This is a genomic window from Arthrobacter sp. M71 S08 (assembly GCF_059089725.1).
The window spans coordinates 118,981-142,772 of record NZ_JBNHEY010000010.1; the positions used below are offsets into that span (position 1 = coordinate 118,981).

Genomic DNA, 23,792 nt, shown 5'->3' on the forward strand with positions numbered 1-23,792 from the left:
CGTCAGCCGGCGGTGGCCGGTTGAACGGCTGTTCCTGCGGTTTCGGTGATAGCGGGGGACTGGATGGTGGACTGGGCAGCTGCCTGGGCGCGCAGTGCCCGCACCAGATGGTCGCGCTCCTCAAGCACGATCCGCCGCAGCGACTGCGGAGCATCAGTATGGTCGTTGAGCCAGGAGTCGGTCAGGACCAGGACCGGGTGGGCCTCCGGCACAACGCCTTCCTTGAGGTCCTGGTCGCCCGGATACAGTCCGCGCACAATCCGGGTCGACATCTCAATCGGCAGCTCGCGCCAGACGCGGTCAATCTCCCGGAAGTAGGCATCCACGTACGGTTCGTGCAGCGGTGCCGGCCCCTCCTTGAAGCCGGCGATGGTGGCGCTGAGGAGTTCATTGGACAGGCGATTCCCGAACACCGCCTCTTTCCAGGCCTTGGCCTTGACCGCAGCGTCAGGGAACGCGGTGCAGGCAGTTGTGAAGCCGGTGCGTCCCGACGCGGTGTGGTCGCGCTGCAGCGCAGCTTGAAGCTCATCAACCGTTGCCAGGTTCTGGGCGGAGAGAGCCTGCCAGAACTGCCATCCCAGTTCGTCGTCAATCACCAGGCCGTCAACTGACTCCGTCCCTTCCAACAGTGCGCGCAGCAGGGGCGCGTGGGTTGCGGTTTTCCGGGTGATGGCAGCGAGCGCTCTCGCCCACACCAGCTGATGGTCGGAACCTGGTTCGGCGGTCCTCAAACCGAGCAGCAGGAAGGCTGCGAACCTTTCGCGCAGAGCCGGTCGCACTGTCGCGGGAGCAAACCGTTCGATTGCCTGCCGCGCGTTTTGAAGCAGCTGCTGAAGAGTGGCGATGCCCTCTTCGCCGGGGGCGGTCCGCTCGACCGCCTCCACGTAGTCCGCAGCGCTCAGCAGTGCGTCCCGGGCCGATGACCAGAGCGCGCCCAGGCATACTGCCCGAGCAAGCGGTTCCTCAAGCCGATCGGCCGATGACAGGAGCGTCGCCAGGGAACGCTCATCGAACACGAGCTTCGCGTAGGTGAGGTCGTCGTCGTTGATGAGCAGCAGGTCGGGTTGCAGGAGCCCCGCGAGTGTGGCGATAGTGGTGCGGTCCCCGTCCAGCAGGACGCTGTGGGAGTCGGTACGGAGCAGGCGGCCGTTCGGGTCGAGGGAGTAGAGCCCGATGCGGACTCTGTGCGGGCGCGGGGCGGCTTCCAAAGTGACAGGGTCGCGCGCCTCCTGGAGGATCGCCACCGAGGTGTACGCGCCTTCGTCGTCGGTTTCCACCTCAGCCGCGAGCTGCGGCACCCCCGAGGTTTGCAGCCACCGCCGCGCCCAGTCGGACATATCCCGGCCGGAGGCGGCACTGAGTGCTGTCAGAAGGTCTTTGAGCGTGGTATTCGAGAAGGCGTGATCCCGGAAATAGGACTGTGCCGCAGAGGCAAATGCGTCGAACCCGGCGTAGGCGACAAGCTGCTTCAGTACCGACGCGCCCTTGGCATAGGTGATGCCGTCGAAGTTGAGCTTTGCCGCTTCCAGGTCGACGATGTCCGCGACGATGGGATGGGTGGACGGCAGCTGGTCCTGGAGATACGCCCATCCCTTCCTGCGCGTGGCGAAGGTGACCCAGGACGTGGCCGAACCGAGTGCCTCGGCTACGGCGAGCGCGCCCATGAAATCTGCGAAGGATTCCTTCAGCCACAGGTCGTCCCACCAGGTCATGGTCACGAGGTCGCCGAACCACATATGGGCCATCTCGTGCATGATCGTGTTGTCTCGCGCCTCGTACTGGGCGTGGGTGGCCCTCGACGTGAACACGTAGGACTCGGTGAACGTCACCAGGCCGGGGTTCTCCATGGCGCCGAGGTTGTACTCCGGGACAAACGCCTGATCGTACTTGCCGAATGGGTAGGGATAGCGGAACAGGTCGTGGAAGTAGGTCAGTCCGCGCCGGGTGGTGTCGAAGATGCGCGCCGCGTCGAGGTGGTCGCTCAGCGACCGACGGCAGAAGAGGGACAACGGAATGGTCAGCACCTGGCCGTCGCCGACGATTCCGGTCCATTCGTCCGTCACGGAGACGTACGGGCCGGCCAGCACGGTTGTGATGTAGGTGGAGATGCGCTCGGTCGGCTGGAAATGCCAGGTGGCCGAGCCGTCGTCGTGCTGGTCGCGGGTGCTTTCGGCTCCGTTCGATGCCACAGTCCATGACGCTGGAGCGCGAACATGGAAAGTGAAGGGCGCCTTGAGGTCGGGCTGTTCGAAGCATGCGAAGACGCGGCGCGCGTCGGCCGGTTCGTACTGGGTGTAAAGGTAGGTTGCACCATCGACCGGGTCCTGGAAGCGGTGCATCCCCTCACCGCTGCGGCTGTAGAGCGCCGTTCCCTCGACGACCACCGTGTTGTGGGCCGCCAGGTCGGGCAGGACGATGCGGGCAGAGTCGACTGCTACCGCCGGATCCAGGGAGATGCCATTGAGGGTGACCGCGTCCACACCGGAGTGGATGAAGTCGAGGAACGTGTCAGCACCGGGTGATGAGCATGCGAAGGTCAGGACTGTTCGCGAAACGAATCCGGTGCTGTCGGTGTCCTCGGCGGTGCGCAGGTCCAGCGTGACGTCGTAGCTGTGGATGCTGATGATTGCTGACCGGCCTGCCGCCTCATCGCGACGCAGATTCTCGTTGTGCACCGGTTCATTCAACCACGACCCGCGCAGCATGGGCCGACGGCGTGAGGCTGCCTGTTCATGACACGGCTGTGTGCCGTGCCGGTAGGTATTCGCGCCCGATGCATGGCAATGTGGAGCCATGTCCGAGCTCTTTGCAGACTACGCAACCGCCGCCCGCCGTTCTGTCGCATATGACGAAATGTTCGACGGCGCAGACCAGCCGCGCACGGAGTATCGGCCCGTGGCGGCCGCCCTCGGGGAGCTCAACCTTGCTGACGTGACCGCGCGGGCGGATTCGATGGCGCGGACCTTCCTTGATCGAGGCGTGACGTTCGATTTCGCGGGGGAAGAGCGGCCTTTTCCGCTTGATATCGTGCCGCGGGTCATCGCCGGTTCGGACTGGGAGGAGCTTGAGCGCGGCGTCGCCCAGCGTGTCCGCGCGCTCGAAGCGTTCCTCAACGACATCTACGACAAGATGACCGTGGTGAGCGACGGCGTCATTCCCCGTCGGCTGATCACCTCGTCGGCGCATTTCCACCGGGAGGCGGCCGGTTTCGACCCCGCGGGCGGGGTGCGCGTGCACATTTCAGGCATCGACGTGGTGCGGGACGACGAAGGCACCTTTCGCGTCCTCGAGGACAATGTTCGGGTCCCCAGTGGGGTGAGCTACGTGCTGGAGAACCGGCGCGCTATGGCCAAGGGCCTGCCCGAAGCGTTCGGCCAGCAGCACATCCGGCCTGTCGAGGAGTACCCGCGCCGGCTGCTCGCTGCGCTGCGGAAAACGGCACCGCCGGGGGTGGAGGATCCCACCGTCGTCGTGCTTACGCCGGGCGTCTTCAACTCGGCATATTTCGAGCACACCCTGCTGGCCGGCCTCATGGGAGTCGAACTGGTCGAGGGGCGCGACCTCATTTGCCGAGGCAACCGGGTATACATGCGCACGACCGCCGGTGAACAGCGTGTCGACGTCATCTACAAGCGCATCGACGACGAATTCCTCGACCCCCTGCAGTTCCGGGCCGATTCCGTCCTTGGCTGTCCTGGGCTAGTCAATGCGGCGCGCGCCGGCATGGTGACCATCGCGAACGCGGTGGGCAACGGCGTCGCCGATGACAAGCTGGTCTACACCTATGTGCCGGACCTGATCCGCTATTACCTCAGCGAGGAGCCGATCATCGCCAACGTTGACACGTTCCGTCTGGAGGAGCCGGAGGCCCGCGAGGAGGTGCTTGACCGGCTCGACGAACTGGTCGTGAAACCGGTGGACGGATCCGGCGGCAAAGGCCTCGTGATCGGTCCCGATGCGTCGGCAGATGAGCTCGAAGCCCTCCGCGGCCGTATCCTTGCAGACCCGCGAGGCTGGATCGCGCAGCCTGTGCTGCAGCTTTCCACGGTGCCCACCATGTCCGGTGGGCAGTTCAGTCCTCGCCACGTCGACCTGCGTCCCTTCGCAGTGAACGACGGCGAGAACGTGTGGGTCCTGCCCGGCGGGCTGACGCGGGTGGCGATGAAGGAGGGCTCCCTCATCGTGAACTCGAGCCAGGGCGGCGGGTCGAAGGACACCTGGGTGGTCGACGGCCAGTCGGACAGCGCCCCGGTTGCTTCGGAGGCGGCGCCCCTGCAGGAGCGGGTCAGTGTCTGGCCCGTTGAGACCGGCTGGCGGGACCGACAGCCGGAGCAACAGCAACAGCAACAGCAAGCACAGCAACATCAGCACAATGGCGAGGGAGAGGTGCGGGCCGATGCTTAGCCGAATCGCGGAGTCCCTGTTCTGGATTGGTCGGTACGTCGAGCGCGCTGACGGCACCGCCCGGATCCTCGACGTCCACCTTGAGCGGTTGAACCAGATGCCGCGTCCCGTCCAGCGGGATGTCTCACGCCAGTTGCTCGGAGTCATGGGAAGCCGCCCCGAGTCCGACGACTTCGGCCTGCCCGAGCTACTCGAAGCTCTGGCCTTCGACCGGAGCAGCGCCACCTCGATTGCCGGTGCCCTCGGCGCTGCACGCGAAAATGCGCGGCGAGCCAGGGAGACGGTATCGGGCAGCGTATGGGAGGGCCTGAATACCACCTGGTACGGGCTGACCCAGCACCGGAAGGACGTCGTGGGCACCTACCGCTTCTGTCACTGGGTCATTGAGCGCACGGCCATGGTTCGAGGTCTGTCGGACACCACCATGAGCCATGACGAGAGCTGGCAGTTCCTCGTCCTGGGAAGGAGCCTCGAGCGGGCAGACATGACCGCCCGGATGCTCTCGACCCGGGACGTTCATGAATCCGGTTTGTCCTGGGTGAACATGCTGCGCTGTGCCGGCGCATACGAGTCCTTCCTCCGCACCCGGCGCGCCTCCTTCGGCGAGCAGCACGCAGCGCAGTTCCTGCTCCTGGACCGGCTGTTTCCGCGGTCGATCGTTTATGCCCTGAGCGACGCGGAGAAATGCCTGACGAACCTGAATCCCGCCTACCAGCGCGTCGGCTTCATCAATGACGCCAGCCGTATCGTGGGCCAGGCACGCACCTTCCTCGAATTCCATCAGACAGATGACCTGATGCTGGAGTTGCCCGAGCACATGGAAAGAGTCCAGAAAGCGTGTGCACGTGCCTCCGATGCCGTGTCACGAACATATTTCTCGCAGGAAGCGGAGCTGTCCTGGGTTGGGGAGGTCTCATGACCCGCTTGCTGATTGAACACCGGACCGGTTACGACTACCTGCGCCGTGTGTCGCTGTCCTACAACGAAGCGCGCATGACGCCGCTGACTGATTCGCAGCAGGTGGTCCTCGAGTCCACCATTGCCCTCAATCCGTCCGGCGCCTCCATGGCCACTTACCGCGACTACTGGGGGACGCGTGTCACCTCGTTCGACGTGCACGTTCCACATGATCGGCTGGAGGTGTCCGCCAGGACACTGGTTGAGGTGAGCCGTACCGAGCGCATTCCTTCTCCTGAAGAAGTGATGACCTGGGAGCAGTTGCACTCTGACGCCGTCGTGAATGATTTCGCCGATTGGCTTCCCGACACCCACCTGACGGAGCCGGACGCTGAGATTCGCGCCCTGGTGAAGGATGTCGTCGCGGGACAGGATCCCCACGCCGCCGCGCATTCAGTCTTCGACTGGCTCAAGGGCGAGATGCAGTACGTGCAGGGAGTGACCGGCGTGCAGTCCAACGCGCGTGAAGCGTGGGCCGAACGCCAGGGCGTCTGCCAGGACCTTGCGCACGTTGCGATCGGAGCGCTGCGGAGTCTCGGGATTCCGGCCCGTTACATCTCGGGGTATCTCCACCCGCGCAGGACGGCGGCCGTCGGGGAAGCGGTAGCCGGCCAGTCACACGCCTGGGTCGAGTGGTGGGATGGCGAATGGCGCGGCTGGGACCCGACCAACAGCGGCCCCGTGAGCGACTTCCACGTGTCAGTTGCCCGCGGCCGTGACTACCGCGATGTCTCGCCGCTGAAGGGAATCCTCTCCGGCGGCGGCGGGTCGACACTCAACGTGACGGTTGAGATCACCCGCGTCGCCTGACCGGCAAGAGTGCCGGAGGCCCGGCAGCGGAGGGGTGCCGGGCCTCCGGTTACCCCTCCACCATCTGGCCCTTGCTGAGGATCGTCAGACCTGAATCGGTTACCGTAAAGCCGCGGCTGAGGTCGAGCTCCCGGTCGATACCGATCTTCGCGCCCGGCGGAACATGGACATTTTTGTCGATGATCGCCTTGTGGACCACTGCTCCTGCACCGATCGTCACGTGGTCCAGCAGCACTGAACCGGTCACGTCCGCCTCTTCATCGACGAACACATCCGTGGCCAGGACTGACCCCTGCACGGAGCCGCCCGAGATGACCACGCCGTTGGACACGATCGAATCGTGTGCAACGCCCGAGACGCCCGTGGCGCTCCGCACGAACTTGGCGGGCGGGGAGATGCTCTGGCGGGTATAGATGGGCCACTCAAGGTTGTAGAGATTGAACAGCGGCAGCGGAGTGATGAGGTCCATGGTGGCATCGTAGTAGGAGTCAAGCGTGCCGACGTCGCGCCAGTACTGGCTGTCCCGCTCTGTCGAGCCGGGAATGTCATTGGTGGTGAAGTCGTACACGGCAGCATCGCCACGGTCCACGAAGTGCGGAATAATGTCACCGCCCATGTCGTGCTTGGTATTCAACCGGGCGGCGTCGATCTCCAGCGCGTCGATGAGCGCATCGGTGTTGAAGACATAGTTGCCCATGGAGGCCAGGAAACTGTCCGGATCATCGGGAAGGCCCGGCGTGGAGGAGGGCTTTTCAACGAAGGCCGAGATTCGGCCCGGGTCCTTGGCATCAACCTCGATGACGCCGAACTGGTCGGCGAGGTGCAGCGGCTGGCGCACCGCCGCGACGCTCACCGAGGCTCCGCTCTTGATGTGAGCCTGGACCATCTGCTCGAAATCCATGCGGTAGACGTGGTCGGCGCCGATGACGACTACGATGTCCGGGCGGGCATCGTGGATCAGGTTCAGGGACTGGTAGATGGCGTTGGCACTGCCCAGGAACCAGCTCTTGCCCCGCCGCTGCTGGGCGGGCACAGAGGCGATGTACTGCTGCAGCTGGGTGGACATCCGCCAGGTCTCGGAAATGTGCCGGTCCAGGCTGTGCGACTTGTACTGCGTGAGCACCACAATCTGCAGGTAACCGGAGTTGACCACATTGGACAGGGCGAAATCGATCAGGCGGTAGCTTCCTGCGAACGGGACCGCGGGCTTAGCCCGGTCCGCCGTAAGCGGCATGAGCCGCTTTCCTTCGCCGCCTGCCAGTACCACCGCGAGCACTTTTTTGACTGCCACGGTTAAACCCCTTCCGCTCGTCCTTGAGTATGACCTCTTGCGACTCACACTAGAGGACTAGCCCGGCCTGCACTACGTTGGAAACGTGCGAATAGACATTGTGACGAAAGAGTTCCCGCCCGAAATCTACGGCGGCGCAGGTGTTCACGTCGCGGAACTGGCCCGCGTGCTTGCCGGGCGAGTCGAGCTTGACGTGCACTGCTTCGGCGCGCCGCGTCCCGCCGATTACCATGGCGCGCGGGTGAGCACCTACGGCGTGCCCGACGGACTCATCGAATCGAACGCCGCGGTCCAGACCTTGGGAACCGACCTGTCCATCCTGCAGGGCATCACCGGCTCGGACCTTGTGCACTCTCACACCTGGTACGCCAATATGGCCGGTCACCTTGCCTCGCTCCTGCACGGAATACCCCACGTCCTGAGCGCTCACAGTCTGGAGCCGTTGCGTCCGTGGAAGGCCGAGCAGCTCGGCGGCGGCTATGCCCTTTCGTCCTGGGTTGAGAAGACAGCATACGAGGCAGCTGGCGCAGTTATCGCAGTCTCGGACGGTATGCGCCAAGACATCCTGCGCTGCTACCCGGACGTTGACCCGGCACGCGTCCAGGTGGTCCATAACGGCATTGACACCGAAGCGTGGACGCCTGATCGCAACGATGAGGCCATCCGTGCGCTGGGCATCGATCCTGACCGGCCGAGCGTGGTTTTCGTGGGCAGGAACACCCGCCAGAAGGGCGTGCCGTACCTGTTGCGTGCCGCTGCGAAGCTTTCCGCGGATGTCCAGCTGGTGCTGTGTCTGGGCGCCGCAGATACGCCGGAACTCGCAGCAGAGACTTCGCGCCTGATCGATGATCTGCAGGCGAAGCGCGGTTCGGTGATCCTGATCGAACGTATGCTTCCGCGGGATGAGCTCATCCAGGTTCTCAGCCACGCCACTGTCTTCGCCTGCCCGTCAATCTATGAGCCGCTCGGCATCGTTAACCTGGAGGCCATGGCGTGTGGCGCTGCCGTTGTGGCAAGTGCAACGGGTGGAATCCCGGAAGTGGTCGAGGACGGCGTCACCGGCACTCTTGTGCCCCTCGAACAGGTCCAGGACGGCACGGGCACCCCGCTGGACCCTGAAGGCTTCGTGAATGATTTCGCCGACGCGCTCAACGTGCTGGTTGCAGACCCGGAGCGCGCCCGCGCTATGGGCAAGCGCGGACGCACCCGGGCGGAAGAACACTTCTCGTGGGACTCCATCGCGGAGTCCACACTGAATGTCTACCGTTCGGTCCTTTAACCCGCTTCGGCCTGCCGCGCGATGAGGATCTTCTCGTCCAGTGGCGCATCGGGGCCGGCGCGCCGTATCCGGGCGTAGTTGCGGGACTCTTCCTGCCGCTCCTGTTCGGCGCCGGTCGCAATGGCGGCGCGGAGGTGTTCCGGACCGTATCCGAACGCGTCCACCAGATTGACGGCGTGGGGCCGCAGCTTCAGGAGTAGCCGGTTGATGTACGGGCCAAGCGTCCGGGCGCGCTGGGCCGAGAGCCGGCCGTTCATTAGATACCAGCCCAGATTGTCCTCAATGAGGCAGAGTCCGAACAGGTCGCGGAGCCAGGTCAACACTTGCCGTGTGCCGGCGTCCTCGGTTCTGGCAAGCGCCGTCGTGAAAGCCTCCCACTGCAGCATTTCAGCGTGGGCACGGGCCGCCTGGATCAGCTCGTGTTGGTGCTGGTTGAATACTGCTGCGGCCTGAGCCGGCGGGAGCCGGCGCGCGCCCCGCAAGGCCCCCGCAAGTTCACCGACCATGGCGTCAACGCGTCCGCAGAGAAGCTCGTGCTGGGTCTCCTCATCACGCAGCGCGATTGCCGACTTCCGCTCTGAACCGGTGTCGACGACCGTCTGCAGCACCCGGCGCAGGCCTGTTCGATGCAGGGTGCGGTCCGCAGCCTGGGTTGCTACGAACCGCGCCAATACACCGAAATCGACGCCCTGGAACTCTTTGGCATAGTCGGCAAGCAATCGCTTGGCAACCAGCTGGAGCAGGACATTGTTATCGCCCTCGAACGTTGTATACACGTCGAGATCGGCGCGCAGGGAGGTGTACCGGTTCTCGGTGAGGAAGCCGGCGCCTCCGCTGGCTTCCCGGCATTCCTGCAGCGTGTCGAGCGCGTGCCAGGTGGACAGCGGCTTCAGCGCGGCTGCGAGGGTCTCGAGGTCCTGGCGGTCCTCATCCGTGTCATGCTCACCGGAGAACACCCCGTCCAGTTTCTCGAGCAGCTCCTCGTGCGCGAAAGACGCGGCGTAAGTGGTCGCCAGGAGGGGGAGGAGGCGGCGCTGATGGAGCTGATAATCGAGGAGAACTTCCTCGGACAGCTCCGAGGCAGTGGTGAACTGGCGGCGCTCGACGGAATACTGGATGGCCGTCTTCAGCGCCAGTTTGCTGGCCGCGACGGCAGCGCCGTCGAGGGAAACCCGACCCTGTACGAGTGTTCCGAGCATCGTGAAAAAACGCCGACCCGGTGATTCAATCGGCGAGGTGTACGTCCCGTCTTCGCTGACGTTTCCGTACCGATTGAGCAGGTTCGTGCGGGGGACTCGAACCTTCGTGAAATGCAACCGCCCATTATCGATACCGTTGAGTCCACCCTTGAGCCCGTCGTCCTCGCCGCCGATTCCTTCCAGGAAGTTCCCGTCGTCATCACGCAGGGGCACGTACAAGGCATGGACACCGTGGTTCACACCGCGTGTGATGAGCTGGGCAAACACCACCGCTGCCTTACCGTCGTTCGCGGCGTTGCCGATGTAGTCCTTCCACGCGGCGCGGAAAGGCGTGTGAAGGATGAACTCGTTGCTCTCCGGCTGAAACGTAGCGGTGGTGGCGATACTGGAAACGTCTGATCCGTGCCCGGTCTCGGTCATCGCGAAGCAGCCGGGGATATCCATGTTCATGATCCCGGGTATCCACTGTTTGTGGTGCTCCTCTGTGCCAAGGTGCAAGACAGCGGCTCCGAACAGGCCCCACTGCACACCTGCCTTGATCTGGAGTGACGGGTCCGCTACGACCAGTTCCTCGAATCCGGCAATATTGCCGCCGTGGTCATCGGACCCACCTAGCAATGAGGGGAAGGCGCGGTGGACTGCTTTGCTCTGAACCAGAAGATGGAGCTGCTTCAGGCACCGCTCACGATGCTCCGTACAGGATGCACCTTCCACTTTGTGGAGGGCTGGGTCCGCCACCAGCGCACGCGCAGTTCGGCGGGTGTCCGCCCATCGCCCGAGCAATTGTTCGCCTAGGGCTGCGACGTTCACAACGGCGGCATCGTCGTCATGGATCGGAAGCGTTGCGGGTACCGAGAATTCGGGACGCGTTGTGGTTTGGGTCATGAGTCGTCCTTCGAACGTGGGTTGCGGAGGGAAGTATCGGCGGGGGAGACCTGCGGCACGGCTGCTGCGATCCCATCGAAAAGCCAGGTGGTGATGGAGTCCGAGAGGTCGGGTTCGCTGGGTCGGTCGGGCCCGGGAGGCATCGAAAGCCATTGCTCCCCGGCGGCGCGGACCATGCCGATGGCTGCACGGGGCCAGAGAGCGAGCGGCTGCGGCACGGTCACTGCCGGCTCCTTAGCAAGGTAGCTCTCCATGGGGCTGGCAAGCATCGCGGAGATCGCGTCGAAGAAGGAGCTGAGCGTAGGCGAGCCCTCCAACGCGGACCCGGCCTCCGGGGCCGGCTGGGTGACGAAAACGTAGACGTTCGGCGAGGACTCGGCCATTTGGAGATACGCCGAAACCATCGCCCGCAGGCCTTCCCTGGGGGTGCCGGCACTTCTTGCGGCCTCGATCAGCTGTTCCTGCATCCGTCCAACGACAACTTCACCCATGGCGCGTTGCAGTCCGGCCTTGTCTCCGAAGTACCGGTAGAAGACCGACTTGGACGTATCCGCTGCGGACGCGATGTCCTCCATGGACGCGCCTGGACCGATTCGGTGTACTGCCTTGCGGGCGGTCTTTATCAGCGCAATCCGCCTGGCTTCGCGATGTTTTGACCACCTGCTGGAGCGCCCGTCAATAGCGGAACGCCCCACGGGTGCTATGAGCTGATTCACGATACCCAGCGTATCAGGTACGCTGGGTATCGATAACTGAGAAGCAACATGCCCCCGCAGTTAGCGGGCTTCAGGGTTACGCCCTCCGATCACGCACACGCGCCAGCCAAGGAGCAACAGTGAACACTCTTCCCCCTCAACAGAACCCCACGCCGGAGCGCAACGGTGGCAGCACGGGGCAGCCAAGGGCCGCCGTTGTCATCGGAGGAAACCGGATCCCGTTTGCCCGTGCCGGGGGGTCGTACGCCTACGCCTCCAACCAGGACATGCTGACGGCCGCGCTGGACGGCCTTGTAGCGCGATTCGGTTTACAGGGCGAACGGATCGGAGAGGTTGCGGCGGGCGCCGTGCTGAAGCATTCCCGGGACTTCAACCTCACCCGGGAAGCGGTGCTGGGCTCCGCGCTCGCCGCCGATACGCCTGCCTACGATGTGCAGCAGGCCTGCGCGACGGGTCTTGAGACCGTCGTCGGACTGTCGAACAAGATCAAGCTTGGCCAGATCGAATCGGCGATCGCCGGTGGGGTCGATTCGGCTTCGGACGCTCCCGTGGTGGTCAGTGAAGGGTTGCGGCGGGTGTTGCTCGACCTTTCACGTGCAAAGAGCACACGTCAAAAGCTCGCCGCAGTCAGCAGGCTCCGACCGGCAGACCTCAAGCCGAACGCACCCACAACGTCGGAACCGCGGACCGGACTTTCCATGGGGGAGCATCAGGCAATCACCACTGCGCGTTGGAACATCAGCCGCCATGCACAGGACGAACTGGCGCTGGCCAGCCACACCAATATGGCGGCTGCCTATGACCGTGGATTCTTCGATGACCTTGTCACGCCTTTTCGAGGGGTGTCCCGCGACGGCAATCTGCGGGCGGATACTTCGCTTGAGAAGTTGGGGTCGCTCAAGCCCGTGTTCGGGCGAAACCTAACGGCCGAAGCGACAATGACCGCCGGTAATTCAACCCCGTTGACGGACGGCGCCGCGGTGGTGCTTCTGGGCTCCGAGGAGTACGCCCGGGAGCACAACCTTCCCATGCTGGCCAATGTCGTGGACGCTGAAGCAGCGGCTGTGGACTTTGTGAATGGCAAGGAAGGACTCCTCATGGCAGGGGCCTACGCCATGCCGCGACTGCTGCAGCGAAACAACATGACCTTCGAGGACTTCGATTTCTTCGAGATCCACGAGGCCTTCGCCAGCACCGTTCTTACTAACCTCGCCGCCTGGGAGGACGACGACTTCTGCCGCACACAACTCGGGTTGCCGGGCGCCCTTGGAAAGGTCGATCGCAGCAAGCTCAATATCAATGGCTCATCACTGGCCGCCGGGCATCCGTTTGCGGCAACCGGCGCGCGCATCGTGGCGTCGCTCGCCAAATCGCTCGCTGAGAAGGGTTCCGGGCGAGGGGTTGTCTCCATCTGCGCCGCGGGTGGTCAGGGCGTCGTGGCGATTCTGGAAGCACGCTGATCGTGGCGGACACTTACCTCAAACTCGTCAATGCCCAGCCTTTCAGCAGGGTCGCGAAGGCGGCCGGCCTACCGCGTCCCGTCCCGTTGCGCCGATACGTTCCTGGGGCACCGCTTGTTCCGGGACCCGTTCTGGTACTGGGCGGTTCTTCTGCCACGCAGGCCATCGCATCGACCCTGCTTGGGTGGAACCTTGATGTACGCCGGCATATGCGGCCGAAAGAGAAACTGGGCGCCGCTGTCGTGGTGCTCGATGACCTCGCGCACCCCGCCGAGCTGTCGAGTATCTTCCTTGAGCTCGGCGCGGTACTTCGTCAGCTCCTTCCCGGTGGGCGAGTGATAACCATCTCCCGACCCGCGGAAACCACTGGCCAGCCGGAAACTGCCGCCGCCCGGCACGCAGTCGATGGCGCACTGCGCAGCCTGGGCAGGGAACTGCGGGGAGGTGCGACGGCTAACGGTATCCTCCTCGGCGCCGCAGTCGAGGCGACCGCGCCCGGTGTGAGTGCAGCCCTTAGATTCCTGCTTTCCGGCAAGAGCGCCTATGTGGACGGGCAGTTCCTCCTTGTGAGCTCGGACGACAGGGGAGAGGGTCAGCTCACTGAGGCGCCGCTAGCCGGTCGCACCGCGGTGGTCACTGGAGCCGCCCGTGGGATCGGGGCGGAGATCGTCAAGGTACTCAGGCGCGACGGCGCGCAGATCATCGCCGTGGATGTACCGGCGGCGGGGGAGCAGCTCACACACGTGGCCAACGGCGTCGGCGGCACGGCCCTGCAGATCGATGTCACGGCACCTGATGCCGCGGAGCGGATCCTCGACCACGCTGCCATCCGTTACGGAGCTCTGGACATCATGGTCCACAACGCAGGCATTACGAGGGACCGCCTGCTGGCGAACATGGATCCGGCGCGCTGGAACTCGGTCCTGGCTGTCAACCTTGAGTCACAACTGAGGATCAACGAGCAACTGCTGGGGTCGACCAATTTCAGCACGGACGGCAGCATTGTGTGTCTCGCATCTACAAGTGGGATTGCAGGCAACCGCGGTCAGACAAACTATGCCGCATCCAAGGCGGGGGTCATCGGCATGGTCCGCGCTACGGCAGACGCGATGGAAGGCACGGCACGCAGCATCAACGCTGTGGCCCCCGGGTTCATCGAGACTGACATGACGGCTAGAATTCCCGTTGGCACCCGCGAAGTCGCGCGTCGCCTCAGCAGCCTGCAGCAGGGCGGCCTTCCGTTGGACGTGGCTGAAGCAGTTTCCTTCCTCGCCTCTCCAGGTGCCGCCGGAATCAATGGCCAGGTGCTGCGGGTCTGCGGACAGAACTTTGTGGGTGCGTGATGGACCGTGTACTTCAGACCCCGCCGCGCCTCACCGCTCTCTATGCGGCGGCGCTGGCCCGTTCCGCGCGTGCCCGTCTGCACAGAGGAGATGACGTTCTCGGCCTGCCGGGCGCCAGGCATCGGCTTGATAACCTCAGGGCATCACCGGAGAAGGTTCTTGAATTCCAAAGGTTGATGGGCCGGCCGCAGGGTCAGTTTCTGCCTTCGGGATACATCCACACCCTCACGTTTCCGGTGGCCGTCAGCGTCCTTGCGCGCCCGGATTTCCAGCTTCCGTTGCTCGGCATGATCCACCTCCGCAACGAGATCCATCACCTCCGTCCGATCGCGCTCGATGAACGCCTGAGTGTCACCGCGTGGGTGGAGAACCTGCTGCCGCATCGCAGCGGTACTCAGGTGGACGTGGTGGTCGACGTTGAGAGCGCTTCCCAGCACGTGTGGAAGGGCCGGTCGACCTACCTCGCAAAAGGTATTCATTCGGCCGTCGTTGGCTCGGACTCCGTGGCCGCCGCTGCCGAGCGAGGGCAGGGAACGGAAGAACCGCCAGACTATCCAACGGGCAAATGGTCGTTGGCCAAGGAGGCCGGACGGCGATACGCGGCGGTGTCCGGGGACTATAACCCGATCCACCTGAGCACCCTGTCAGCGAGGGCACTGGGAATGAAACGGCCGATTGCCCACGGAATGTACCTCGCCTCCCGGATGGCAGCGGAAGCAGGTCCCGGAGAGGCATTACCGTTCCGGTGGAGCGTGGAGTTCCGTGCACCTGTCACCTTGCCGTCACGAGTGTTCATCTCTGCAGACGTGGCCAGGACTTCCAGCGCCAAGTGGCACGGTGCGCACGTGACCGCGTGGGATCCGCGCCGTCGTCGTACGCATTTCTCCGGACGCCTGGAGAGCCTGGATGGCGACGCGGGCGCAGAATAGTTGCATGACCACTCCTCGAAGTCCAGAGGCAGCGGCTGATTTACCATCAGTTTCCACCCAGATGGTCTTTTCGCCTGTGAAGGTTGCGTCGAACAGAGCAGACTCCAGATGTCAGCTACCGCTGACTGCTCACCACTGATCGAAATGAGGAATTTCGTGAACGAACGAGGTTTGAAGGCAGCCGTTCTCGCAGCATCGACGCTGATGGCTTCGGCACTACTGACCGGCGGGACCGCGCAGGCTGCGCCGCATGCGCCAATGACGGCGTCGGCTGCAACCATCTCGCACGCGCAGAGTGACTCACAGCAGGCGCTCGAGGCGTACTGGACACCGGAACGGATGAAGAACGCAAAACCGGGCAACACCATCAATTCCCATGGATGGGGGGAACAAGGCCGGTCGATCATGCCCAAGACCGGCGCCGAGGCACTGGCAGCACCCCAACCGAAAGCTGCACCGGCTAAGCGCGCAGGCAGTCCTGCGCCTGTGTCGCACATCGGGAAGGTTTTCTTTACCCTCGGCGGTCAGAACTACGTCTGCTCGGCCAACTCGGTGCAGAGCGCCAACCAGAGCACTGTTGCCACCGCCGGCCACTGCACCTATGACCTCAACGCAGGATGGGCGAGCAAGTTCGTGTTCGTCCCCGGATACAACAACGGTTCGTCCCCGTATGGCATGTGGTCTGCAACCTCCCTGCACTCCACCACCGAATGGATCTCCCGCAACGACATCAGCTATGACGGCGCCTTCGCCGTTGTGGCGCCTTTGAACGGCCGCACGCTGGCTGCCACCGTGGGAGCCTCCAACATCGGCTTCAACCTCGCCCGCGGACTCACCTATACCGCCTACGGCTACCCGGCCGCCGCTCCCTTCAACGGAGAAACCCTGAAGAACTGCTACGGCACCGCCTCGCTGGACACTATCGGCGGCACCGAGTCCCAGGGCATTCCCTGTGACATGACCGGCGGTTCCTCCGGCGGGCCCTGGTTCGTCGGGTCCGGATCGGGCGGCACCCAGAACTCCGTGAACAGCTTCGGCTACAACATCCAGAAAAACGTCATGTACGGCCCATACTTCGGGAACTCCATCCAGACCGCGTACACCAACGCGTCGAACCGCTAGCGCACAACGCCCGCACCACCCGGAGAGCCGGCTTTTCCCGATCCGGGGGAGGCCGGCTCCGTCGTGTAGCCGAAGGGACCGGCTGCGACCCACCCCACCTACACTGATCTCATGAATGACGACTCCAGGCTCGCATTAGCCCGCGACCTCGACGCTGAAGATCCGCTCGCCTCGTACCGATCCCGTTTTGAAGGCCACGACGACGCCGCGATAGCGGCATACCTCGACGGCAACTCGCTCGGGCGCCCTCTCAAGGTGACGACCGAACGCCTCACCGGGTTTCTTCGTAAGGAGTGGGGCGGCCGACTCATCCGCGGCTGGGATGAGCAGTGGTTGGAGCTCCCGCAGAAGGTGGGAGACAGGATCGGCCGTATCACGCTTGGCGCTGGGGCGGGCCAGTGTGTGGTGGCTGATTCCACGAGCGTGCTGCTGTACAAAGTCATCCGTGCCGCCCTTTCGGCACGGCCCGACCGCACCGAGATCGTCATTGAACGCGATAACTTCCCCACCGACCGTTTCATCGTGGAGGGCATAGCGTCCGACCGCGGGCTCAGCGTTCGCTGGGTGGACGCAGCTTACGACGGCGGGCCCACCCCACAGGAGGTGCGTGGGGCACTCGGTCCGAACACCGCCGTCGTCGTCCTCAGTCATGTTGCTTACCGTTCCGCCCACATTGCCGACATGGAGGCAATCACCCGGCTGGCTCACGATGCCGGAGCCCTCATTGTCTGGGACCTCAGCCACTCGGTGGGATCAGTTCCGGTGGAATTGGACGCCTGCGGGGCAGATTTTGCGGTGGGCTGCAGCTACAAGTACCTCAACGGCGGCCCGGGTGCGCCCGCGTGGGCCTACGTTGCCCGACGGCATCTGGCCGACCTCACACAGCCCATCCAGGGCTGGCTGGGAAGTTCAGACCCATTCGGGATGGGGTCTGGTTACCAGCCCGCCGAAGGGATCCGGCGGATGGTTTCCGGCACACCGCCGATCCTCGGAATGCTTGCGCTGCAGGACATGCTGGACGTCCTTGAAGACGCCGGCATGGAGGCAATTCGGGCTAAGTCAGTGAAGCTCACGTCCTTCGCGGTCGACACGGTAGAGGAACTGATGGGCGCCGATGAAGTGAAGATTTCCTCGCCTCGTGATCCGGAGCAACGCGGCAGCCACATAACGATCGATCATCCGTCATTCAAAACGATACTCCCCGAGCTCTGGGGGAGTGGCGTTATTCCGGACTTCCGTAACCCCCACGGGCTCCGCCTGGGACTGTCGCCGCTGTCGACGTCGTTCGAAGAGACGTTCGTCGGCATCCGGGCGATAGCGGAAAAGCTGCGGTGAACGCCCTCGATTAAACTCTTCGGCCATGATCGTGTTAGAGTTTTTCTCGCTGCTTTCGAGAGTTTTGAAGCTCGAAATCACCACCTGCGCGGGTGGCGGAATGGCAGACGCGCTAGCTTGAGGTGCTAGTCCTCTTATTGAGGGTGGGGGTTCAAGTCCCCCTCCGCGCACAATAAAAACCCCGGCTATCCGGGGTTTTTTTGTGCCCGAAACCAGGCTCAGTCCGTTCGGACAGCGCGCATGCAGACATGCATCGGCTGCCACCCAGCGTCCCGTCACCCTGCCCGCCGCCGGCAAGGGGGCGGTTACTGAAAGGTATATTCAAGAACTCCTCAAGTATCTCTCGCGAATGGAGAAAAACCCTTGACGGTCTGTCCGATAGCGGAGGATGCTGAAGTCCTGCATCGGAGCGGGATTAGTTTGGGGCGAATATGGGAACAATCAAGTGCAAGACCTGTCCAAACACTTGGACAGTTTCAACAACCAGGACCGAAACGGTCATTGCGCAAAACCACATCTACCTCAATCCCGGCCACAGGACTGTGACCGTCTGGGAGACGCCACACGAAGGTGCCGAAGCATCCTAAGAGCGTCTGACTCAGTGTTCGGCAGTGAAACGGAGAGATAGCCAGTTCTCTCTCGAAGCGCGGGCTGCCTCCTCGGCGTCGCCTTTGATCGCCAACTCGATGATCTGAGCGTGTTGGGCAATGGAACCACGTGCCGCAAAAGTGCCAAATCGCATGCGCTCTATGCGACGAATGACGGGTGTCGTCTGTTCCAGGACTTCCCGGATGACCGGGTTTCGGCTCCCCGCGACGAAGACGGAGTGAAACTCGTCATCAGAACTGAGGGCAGCCTCCACATCGAGGTCGATCAACGCGCGTTCGAACCGTTCGTTAGCTGCGCGCATCAACGAAATTTCCGGGCCGGTAATTGAGGGAACTGCGAGTCGCGCCGCCAGTTCGTGCATGGCCGCGACAACCTGCTGGGCGCTCGTCGTCGATTCAGAATCGTAGGGGGCCACAATGGTCGCCCGGCCTGGCAGAGCGATGACCAGACCCGCCCTCTCCAGCCGGAGCAAAGCTTCGCGGATCGGGGTTCTGCTGACACCGAGCCACTGTTCCAGCTCCGCATCTCTGAGCCGTTCCCCGGGGGCGTACGTGCCGTTCACGATCGCATCTCGAAGGGTTTCAAAAACGTTGTCGCGTAGGAGGGTTCTTTTGTGGACGCCGGAGCCGGCTGGGGTGGGCATGCAGAATATTTTATCTTCCGAACAACGAAGAGCCCTGGCGCATTCCTTCCGCAGAAGCTCTTCATTCGTCCCCGATGCGCGCAATATATTGCATATCACCTGTGAAATACTTGTTCTCAACATCCACCACGGTGCGCTGGGGAGTAGCCCAGCGCGCTGCACATAACGCCGAACTTCACGAAGGAATCTCCCATGGCCATCACTGACTTTGAGCGGTACCCCCTGACCTTCGGGCCGAGTCCGATTCATCACCTACCACGACTCACCGCTCACCTCGGCGGGGCCCAGATCTGGGCCAAACGAGAAGACGTGAACAGCGGTCTCGCATTCGGCGGCAACAAGACTCGCAAGCTGGAGTACTTCATCCCGGATGCGATCGCGGAGGGAGCGGATACGTTGGTGTCCATCGGCGGATACCAGTCCAACCACACGCGGCAGGTCGCTGCTGTGGCGGCGAAACTGGGGATGAAGGCGCGGCTCGTCCAGGAGAACTGGGTCGAATGGCCGGATCCGCTGTCTGATCGCGTGGGAAACATCCTGCTCTCCAGGATTATGGGCGCCGATGTACGGCTGGACAGCGCGGGATTCGACATCGGAATACGCAGTAGTTGGCAGAACGCCATCGAGGAGGTTAAAGCGGCCGGGGGAACGCCTTACGCCATTCCAGCGGGCGGCTCAGACCATAAACTCGGAGGACTGGGCTTCGCAAACTGGGCGTTTGAGGTGGAACAGCAGGAACGCGAACTCGGTGTTTTCTTTGACACCATCATCGTTTGCACGGTTACCGGATCCACTCACGCAGGCATGATCGCAGGCTTCGCCGGCCAGGACCGGCTGCGCCGGATAATTGGGATCGACGCCTCTGCGACCCTCCAGAAAACAAGGGAGCAGGTTGAACGCATCGCGCGGAATACTGCAGAGCTGATCGGGTTGGGCCGTGAACTCCGTGACGACGAGATCAACGTCATGGAGGGTTGGGCCGGGGATCTCTACGGGATTCCCGTCGAATCCACTCTTGAAGCCATCAGGCTTGGCGCTTCAATGGAAGCCATGATCACTGACCCGGTATACGAGGGCAAATCGCTGGCTGGACTGATCGATCTGGTGAAGAGCCGGGACATCCCGGCGAGCAGCAATGTCCTTTACGCCCACCTCGGCGGCCAACTCGCGCTGAATGCGTACAGCGGGCTGTTTCGCTCCTAGGTGTGACCGCCCCAAGGAATTAGCAAGCCCGACCACGCATGCTTGCTCCGGGAGCAGCCGTCAGGACCTGGCGAAGTTCTCGCCGGGCAGGTCTGTTTGCTTCTGCCTCCAGCAACTGGCCTGTCCGGCTCCTCATACCTCCAACCCCTCGTCGGTGATCCCGCGGGACCGATTCGACTCGAAAGTGGCACGCTGAGGGAACTGTCCCCACACAAGAACACCCGCTCTCCGCGGAAGCGGTGAGCGGGTGCAGTCGCCTGGAGGTCCTACTCGGCGGAAGGCAGCTCGGCGTCCGGCGTTTCCTCAAGGTAGGTCGCCTTCCAGGTGCCGTCGGAGTAGACGACGGTGGCCGAGTAGATGGAGCCGGCCGAATCAAACGGACGGGTCTCCTCTACTTCGCCGGCCTCATCGAATGCCGTGTAGGCATCAGGATTGACGGGAATCAGAGCCTCAACCTCCGCACCTTCGGCGACCTCGTCCGCAGGAGTCGTAATGAGGATCTGCTTTACCTTGGGCTGCCCGCCCAGGACCCAACCGCCGTCGTCGTAAATGGTCTTGAGTGCTTCCGCATCAGCAACTGCAGCGTCTGCCCCGTCTAAGGTGGCAAGCAGCGGTTCTATATCACCGGTCTGCTGGGCATAAGACTTGAGCTCAAAGACGTGGTGCAGGAATGCTTTCGCACCGTCTGCGGTCGGCGAGCTCATGAGGTCGTTGACTGCCGGCTCGGCAATATTCTGCGCGGGTGCGGTCGAACTTGCAGGCGCTGGCGCCGCATTCGACGGGGTGGCGGCGGAGTCGGTGGACTCACCACAGCCGGCGAGCACAGCGAGGGCGACGGCGGCTGTGGCCGCAATCTTGATGGTCTTCATGTTCTCCCCAGGGAAGGTAAATTTCGCGCCTGATTGGCGCCGACGCCCAACACACTAGCCGTAGCCTGAGGCAACAACAGTCGAAGAGGCGCCGAACGTGTTGCAAATCATAGGAATCGGGCATTACCCGCTCCCGGCATCGGTAGGCTGGTCCTACCTACCTACTACCAATGGAGGTCTGCCATGGGCGTCGCCCCCGAAGATGAAGTCGTCCGGATCTGCCGGGACCTCATTCGAATCGACACCTCGAACTTCGGAGACAACGAAGGACCGGGGGAGCGCAAGGCGGCCGAATATACGGCCGGGCTCATCGAGGAAGTTGGCGTGGAGGCCCAACTGTTCGAGTCAGCTCCGGGGCGGGCGTCGGTTCTGGCCCGGATGACAGGCAGCGACCCGAGCCTTCCTGCTCTGGTGGTCCATGGGCACCTGGACGTCGTTCCCGCGCAGAAGGAGGATTGGAGCGTCGATCCGTTCAGTGCGGAGGAGCGCGACGGACTGATCTGGGGCCGCGGCGCTGTGGACATGAAGGATATGGACGCCATGATCCTCTCGGTCCTTCGGTCCATGCAGCGCGAGGGCACCCGACCGAAGCGTGACCTCATTTTTGCGTTCTTCGCCGACGAGGAAGCCGGCGGAAACTACGGGGCCTCATGGCTGGTGAATAACAAGCCCGAACTGTTCGACGGCGCAACGGAAGCCATCTCGGAGGTCGGAGGTTTCTCTGCAACCATCGGTGGTCAGCGCACGTATCTGCTGCAGACGGCGGAAAAGGGTATCTCGTGGCTTCGTCTGGTGGCCCACGGCCGGGCCGGCCATGGATCCCAGATCAACACCGACAATGCGGTCACACAGCTCGCCCGGGCAGTGGCGCGCATCGGCGAGCACCAGTGGCCCGTTGAGTTGACGCCCACCACGCGCCAGTTCCTGGAAGGCGTCACGGAACTCACCGGCGTCGAGTTCGACGCCGACAATCCGGAGACGATCCTCAAGGAGCTGGGCACGGTTGCCCGTTTCGTGGGGGCCACGCTGCAGAACACCTCCAACCCGACTGTCCTGAAGGGCGGCTACAAGCACAACGTCATCCCCGGCAGCGCCGAAGCGCTCATTGACGTACGCACGCTCCCCGGGCAGGAGGAAGAGGTACTGGCGACCATCAAGGCCCTTGCAGGAGAATCCGTGGACGTCACTTATGCGCACAAGGATGTTTCCCTCGAGGTGCCGTTCGCCGGTAACCTGGTCGACCGTATGGTGGATTCGCTGCTTGCTGAAGACCCGGGCGCCAAAGTCTTGCCCTATACGCTCTCAGGCGGCACCGATAATAAGTCGCTGAGCCGGCTCGGAATCACCGGTTACGGTTTCGCTCCGTTGCGGCTGCCTGATGATCTTGACTTCACGGGCATGTTCCATGGGGTGGACGAGAGAGTTCCCACCGACTCCCTCCGGTTTGGTGCGCGGGTGCTCAACAGGTTGCTCACGAACAGCTGATGGTATCCGTCGCCGAAGAAATCCTTCCCGCAGACCTCCTTGATCGTTTCCGCGCACGGGCTCCCGATTATGATGCCCGCAACGTGTTCTGCCGGGATGATTTCGACGAGCTCGTCTCGCGCGGCTATCTGCGCCTTTTCTGCGCTGAGCACGACGGCGGGGCAGCCGTGGGCATGACGGAGGTGGTTGCGTGCCAGCGAAGGCTGGCATCGGCGGCGCCGGCAACAGCCCTCGCGGTCAACATGCACCTGGTCTGGACAGGGGTGGCACGGCTCCTTGAGGAGGGTGGCGACCCATCGCTGAGATTTGTTCTCAGCGAGGCCGCCGCAGGCGAGGTTTTCGCGTTCGGCCTGTCCGAGCCCGGCAATGATGCGGTGTTGTTCGATGCAAGAACTGTTGCCGAGCAACGGGCGGATGGCGGTTACGCCTTCACCGGCACCAAAATCTTCACCAGCCTCTCGCCGGTGTGGACCCGACTCGGCGTGGTTGGCAAGAGTGCTGACGGGGAGAGCGAGGAGCTCGTCCACGGTTTCATTACCAGGGGCTCAGCCGGTGTGGAGATTGTCGAGGATTGGAACACCGTCGGGATGCGGGCGACGCAGTCGCACACAACACGGCTGAACGGAGTCGTGATCCCAGAGAAGCGAATCTTCCGGCACTTGCCTGTGGGACCGAACGCGGACCCACTCGTCTTTGCAATCTTCGCTGCGTTCGAGACGTTGATCAGCGCCGTCTATGCGGGCGTCGCGGACCGCGCTCTAGCGCTTTCGGTACAGGCTCCGCTTCAGCGGGCCCCGGGATTGGACGGTCTTCCCGTCGCATCCCGCCACGGGGTACGGGCTACGGTAGCGGACGCAGGAATGAGGTGGGAGGCACTCGACGCTCATGTCCGGATGCTTACCGCAGATCTTGATGCCGGCGTCGACCATGGGGACCGGTGGTTTTCGAAGCTGGTTTCCCTCAAGATCCACGCCACCGGGGTTGCCCGCGAGCTGGTGGACGCCGCGGTGTCGTTGTCCGGCGGCAGGGGCTACTTTAATGACAGCGAAATCAGCCGCCTCGCGCGGGACGTGGCAGCGGGTTCCTTCCATCCCTCCAGCCTGGAGTCAGCGCGCCGGACGGTCGCGAGCGCCTGGCTGGGACCGGAAGAGCAGGACTAGCTGTACCCGGCCAGGACGTTGGTAGCGGCGAGCCTGGTTGAACTAGGGAGAACCTCCGAGTGGGATGTGGCTTGTCTAAGGCCCACTCCAACT

18 protein-coding genes and 1 tRNA gene are annotated in these 23,792 nt (G+C 63.4%); 13 read left to right on the forward strand and 6 right to left on the reverse strand.

What is annotated here, in order from left to right:
- Positions 1–2 precede the first annotated feature (2 nt).
- The gene (pepN, locus tag AC5RTB_RS16255; RefSeq protein WP_494062080.1) at positions 3–2,675 is read right to left on the reverse strand and encodes an aminopeptidase N; all 2,673 of its coding nucleotides are present in this window, start codon (positions 2,673–2,675) and stop codon (positions 3–5) included.
- Between the two features lie 118 nt (positions 2,676–2,793).
- Here pepN and AC5RTB_RS16260 point away from each other — a divergent pair, with 118 nt between their 5' ends.
- Genes AC5RTB_RS16260 through AC5RTB_RS16270 form a run of 3 tightly spaced genes read left to right on the forward strand, consistent with a single transcriptional unit; the run spans position 2,794 to position 6,171 of the window.
- Positions 2,794–4,404 carry a circularly permuted type 2 ATP-grasp protein gene (locus tag AC5RTB_RS16260; protein ID WP_494062081.1) on the forward strand — a complete coding sequence of 537 codons (1,611 nt, stop codon included), beginning with the start codon at positions 2,794–2,796 and terminating at the stop codon, positions 4,402–4,404.
- A complete protein-coding gene (locus AC5RTB_RS16265) occupies positions 4,397–5,323 on the forward strand; it encodes an alpha-E domain-containing protein (protein ID WP_494062082.1) in 927 nt (308 codons plus the stop codon). Before AC5RTB_RS16260 ends, AC5RTB_RS16265 begins: the two co-directional genes overlap by 8 nt.
- Positions 5,320–6,171 (forward strand): transglutaminase family protein, encoded by an 852-nt coding sequence (locus tag AC5RTB_RS16270; protein WP_494062083.1) that lies wholly within the window; start codon positions 5,320–5,322, stop codon positions 6,169–6,171. The genes AC5RTB_RS16265 and AC5RTB_RS16270 overlap by 4 nt, the downstream gene beginning before the upstream one ends.
- 49 nt (positions 6,172–6,220) lie before the next feature.
- On the opposite strand, the gene glgC is transcribed toward AC5RTB_RS16270, so the two are convergent.
- Positions 6,221–7,462 (reverse strand): glucose-1-phosphate adenylyltransferase, encoded by a 1,242-nt coding sequence (gene glgC / locus AC5RTB_RS16275; RefSeq protein WP_494062084.1) that lies wholly within the window; start codon positions 7,460–7,462, stop codon positions 6,221–6,223.
- A gap of 85 nt (positions 7,463–7,547) precedes the next feature.
- On the opposite strand from glgC, the gene glgA reads away from it, so the two are divergent.
- Positions 7,548–8,741, forward strand: coding sequence for a glycogen synthase (gene glgA / locus AC5RTB_RS16280; protein WP_494062085.1), 1,194 nt, complete (start codon positions 7,548–7,550; stop codon positions 8,739–8,741).
- Here the strand turns inward: glgA and AC5RTB_RS16285 are convergent.
- A complete protein-coding gene (locus tag AC5RTB_RS16285; RefSeq protein WP_494062086.1) occupies positions 8,738–10,825 on the reverse strand; it encodes an acyl-CoA dehydrogenase family protein in 2,088 nt (695 codons plus the stop codon). The genes glgA and AC5RTB_RS16285 overlap by 4 nt on opposite strands.
- Positions 10,822–11,541, reverse strand: a complete 720-nt coding sequence (locus tag AC5RTB_RS16290) for a TetR/AcrR family transcriptional regulator (RefSeq protein ID WP_494062087.1) — start codon at positions 11,539–11,541, stop codon at positions 10,822–10,824. The genes AC5RTB_RS16285 and AC5RTB_RS16290 overlap by 4 nt, the downstream gene beginning before the upstream one ends.
- A 119-nt stretch (positions 11,542–11,660) precedes the next feature.
- Here AC5RTB_RS16290 and AC5RTB_RS16295 point away from each other — a divergent pair, with 119 nt between their 5' ends.
- The 6 genes from AC5RTB_RS16295 to AC5RTB_RS16320 all read left to right on the forward strand — a co-directional run bounded on the left by AC5RTB_RS16295 (position 11,661) and on the right by AC5RTB_RS16320 (position 17,900).
- A complete protein-coding gene (locus tag AC5RTB_RS16295; RefSeq protein WP_494062088.1) occupies positions 11,661–13,001 on the forward strand; it encodes an acetyl-CoA C-acetyltransferase in 1,341 nt (446 codons plus the stop codon).
- A 2-nt stretch (positions 13,002–13,003) separates the two neighbouring features.
- On the forward strand, positions 13,004–14,344 hold the full coding sequence (locus AC5RTB_RS16300; RefSeq protein ID WP_494062089.1) for a 3-oxoacyl-ACP reductase: 1,341 nt from the start codon (positions 13,004–13,006) through the stop codon (positions 14,342–14,344).
- Positions 14,344–15,273 carry a MaoC family dehydratase gene (locus AC5RTB_RS16305; RefSeq protein ID WP_494062090.1) on the forward strand — a complete coding sequence of 310 codons (930 nt, stop codon included), beginning with the start codon at positions 14,344–14,346 and terminating at the stop codon, positions 15,271–15,273. The genes AC5RTB_RS16300 and AC5RTB_RS16305 overlap by 1 nt, the downstream gene beginning before the upstream one ends.
- A gap of 156 nt (positions 15,274–15,429) precedes the next feature.
- Positions 15,430–16,395, forward strand: coding sequence for a trypsin-like serine peptidase (locus tag AC5RTB_RS16310; RefSeq protein ID WP_494062091.1), 966 nt, complete (start codon positions 15,430–15,432; stop codon positions 16,393–16,395).
- Between the two features lie 111 nt (positions 16,396–16,506).
- Positions 16,507–17,730, forward strand: a complete 1,224-nt coding sequence (locus AC5RTB_RS16315) for a kynureninase (RefSeq protein ID WP_494062092.1) — start codon at positions 16,507–16,509, stop codon at positions 17,728–17,730.
- An 86-nt stretch (positions 17,731–17,816) separates the two neighbouring features.
- A tRNA-Leu gene (locus AC5RTB_RS16320) sits at positions 17,817–17,900 on the forward strand.
- A gap of 428 nt (positions 17,901–18,328) precedes the next feature.
- Here AC5RTB_RS16320 and AC5RTB_RS16325 read toward each other — a convergent pair.
- Positions 18,329–18,982 carry a GntR family transcriptional regulator gene (locus AC5RTB_RS16325; protein WP_494062093.1) on the reverse strand — a complete coding sequence of 218 codons (654 nt, stop codon included), beginning with the start codon at positions 18,980–18,982 and terminating at the stop codon, positions 18,329–18,331.
- Between the two features lie 192 nt (positions 18,983–19,174).
- Between AC5RTB_RS16325 and AC5RTB_RS16330 the strand changes: the two genes are divergently transcribed.
- Entirely contained in the window at positions 19,175–20,185 is a 1,011-nt protein-coding gene (locus tag AC5RTB_RS16330) for a 1-aminocyclopropane-1-carboxylate deaminase (protein WP_494062094.1), read from the forward strand.
- A 266-nt stretch (positions 20,186–20,451) separates the two neighbouring features.
- Here the strand turns inward: AC5RTB_RS16330 and AC5RTB_RS16335 are convergent, their stop codons facing one another.
- Entirely contained in the window at positions 20,452–21,054 is a 603-nt protein-coding gene (locus AC5RTB_RS16335; protein ID WP_494062095.1) for a DUF6318 family protein, read from the reverse strand.
- 183 nt (positions 21,055–21,237) lie between these two features.
- On the opposite strand from AC5RTB_RS16335, the gene AC5RTB_RS16340 reads away from it, so the two are divergent.
- Together AC5RTB_RS16340 and AC5RTB_RS16345 are read left to right on the forward strand one after the other, a co-directional pair.
- Entirely contained in the window at positions 21,238–22,539 is a 1,302-nt protein-coding gene (locus AC5RTB_RS16340) for a M20/M25/M40 family metallo-hydrolase (RefSeq protein ID WP_494062096.1), read from the forward strand.
- The gene (locus tag AC5RTB_RS16345) at positions 22,539–23,699 is read left to right on the forward strand and encodes an acyl-CoA dehydrogenase family protein (protein WP_494062097.1); all 1,161 of its coding nucleotides are present in this window, start codon (positions 22,539–22,541) and stop codon (positions 23,697–23,699) included. The genes AC5RTB_RS16340 and AC5RTB_RS16345 overlap by 1 nt, the downstream gene beginning before the upstream one ends.
- Positions 23,700–23,792: the final 93 nt, after the last annotated feature.

Coding starts and splice junctions, on each gene's coding strand:
- AC5RTB_RS16335 (WP_494062095.1), bottom strand. CDS start 21,054: ATGAAGACCATCAAGATTGCGGCCACAGCCGCCGTCGCCCTCGCTGTG.
- AC5RTB_RS16305 (WP_494062090.1), top strand. CDS start 14,344: ATGGACCGTGTACTTCAGACCCCGCCGCGCCTCACCGCTCTCTATGCG.
- AC5RTB_RS16260 (WP_494062081.1), top strand. CDS start 2,794: ATGTCCGAGCTCTTTGCAGACTACGCAACCGCCGCCCGCCGTTCTGTC.
- AC5RTB_RS16270 (WP_494062083.1), top strand. CDS start 5,320: ATGACCCGCTTGCTGATTGAACACCGGACCGGTTACGACTACCTGCGC.
- AC5RTB_RS16340 (WP_494062096.1), top strand. CDS start 21,238: ATGGGCGTCGCCCCCGAAGATGAAGTCGTCCGGATCTGCCGGGACCTC.
- AC5RTB_RS16285 (WP_494062086.1), bottom strand. CDS start 10,825: ATGACCCAAACCACAACGCGTCCCGAATTCTCGGTACCCGCAACGCTT.
- AC5RTB_RS16330 (WP_494062094.1), top strand. CDS start 19,175: ATGGCCATCACTGACTTTGAGCGGTACCCCCTGACCTTCGGGCCGAGT.
- AC5RTB_RS16325 (WP_494062093.1), bottom strand. CDS start 18,982: ATGCCCACCCCAGCCGGCTCCGGCGTCCACAAAAGAACCCTCCTACGC.
- AC5RTB_RS16315 (WP_494062092.1), top strand. CDS start 16,507: ATGAATGACGACTCCAGGCTCGCATTAGCCCGCGACCTCGACGCTGAA.
- AC5RTB_RS16265 (WP_494062082.1), top strand. CDS start 4,397: ATGCTTAGCCGAATCGCGGAGTCCCTGTTCTGGATTGGTCGGTACGTC.
- AC5RTB_RS16345 (WP_494062097.1), top strand. CDS start 22,539: ATGGTATCCGTCGCCGAAGAAATCCTTCCCGCAGACCTCCTTGATCGT.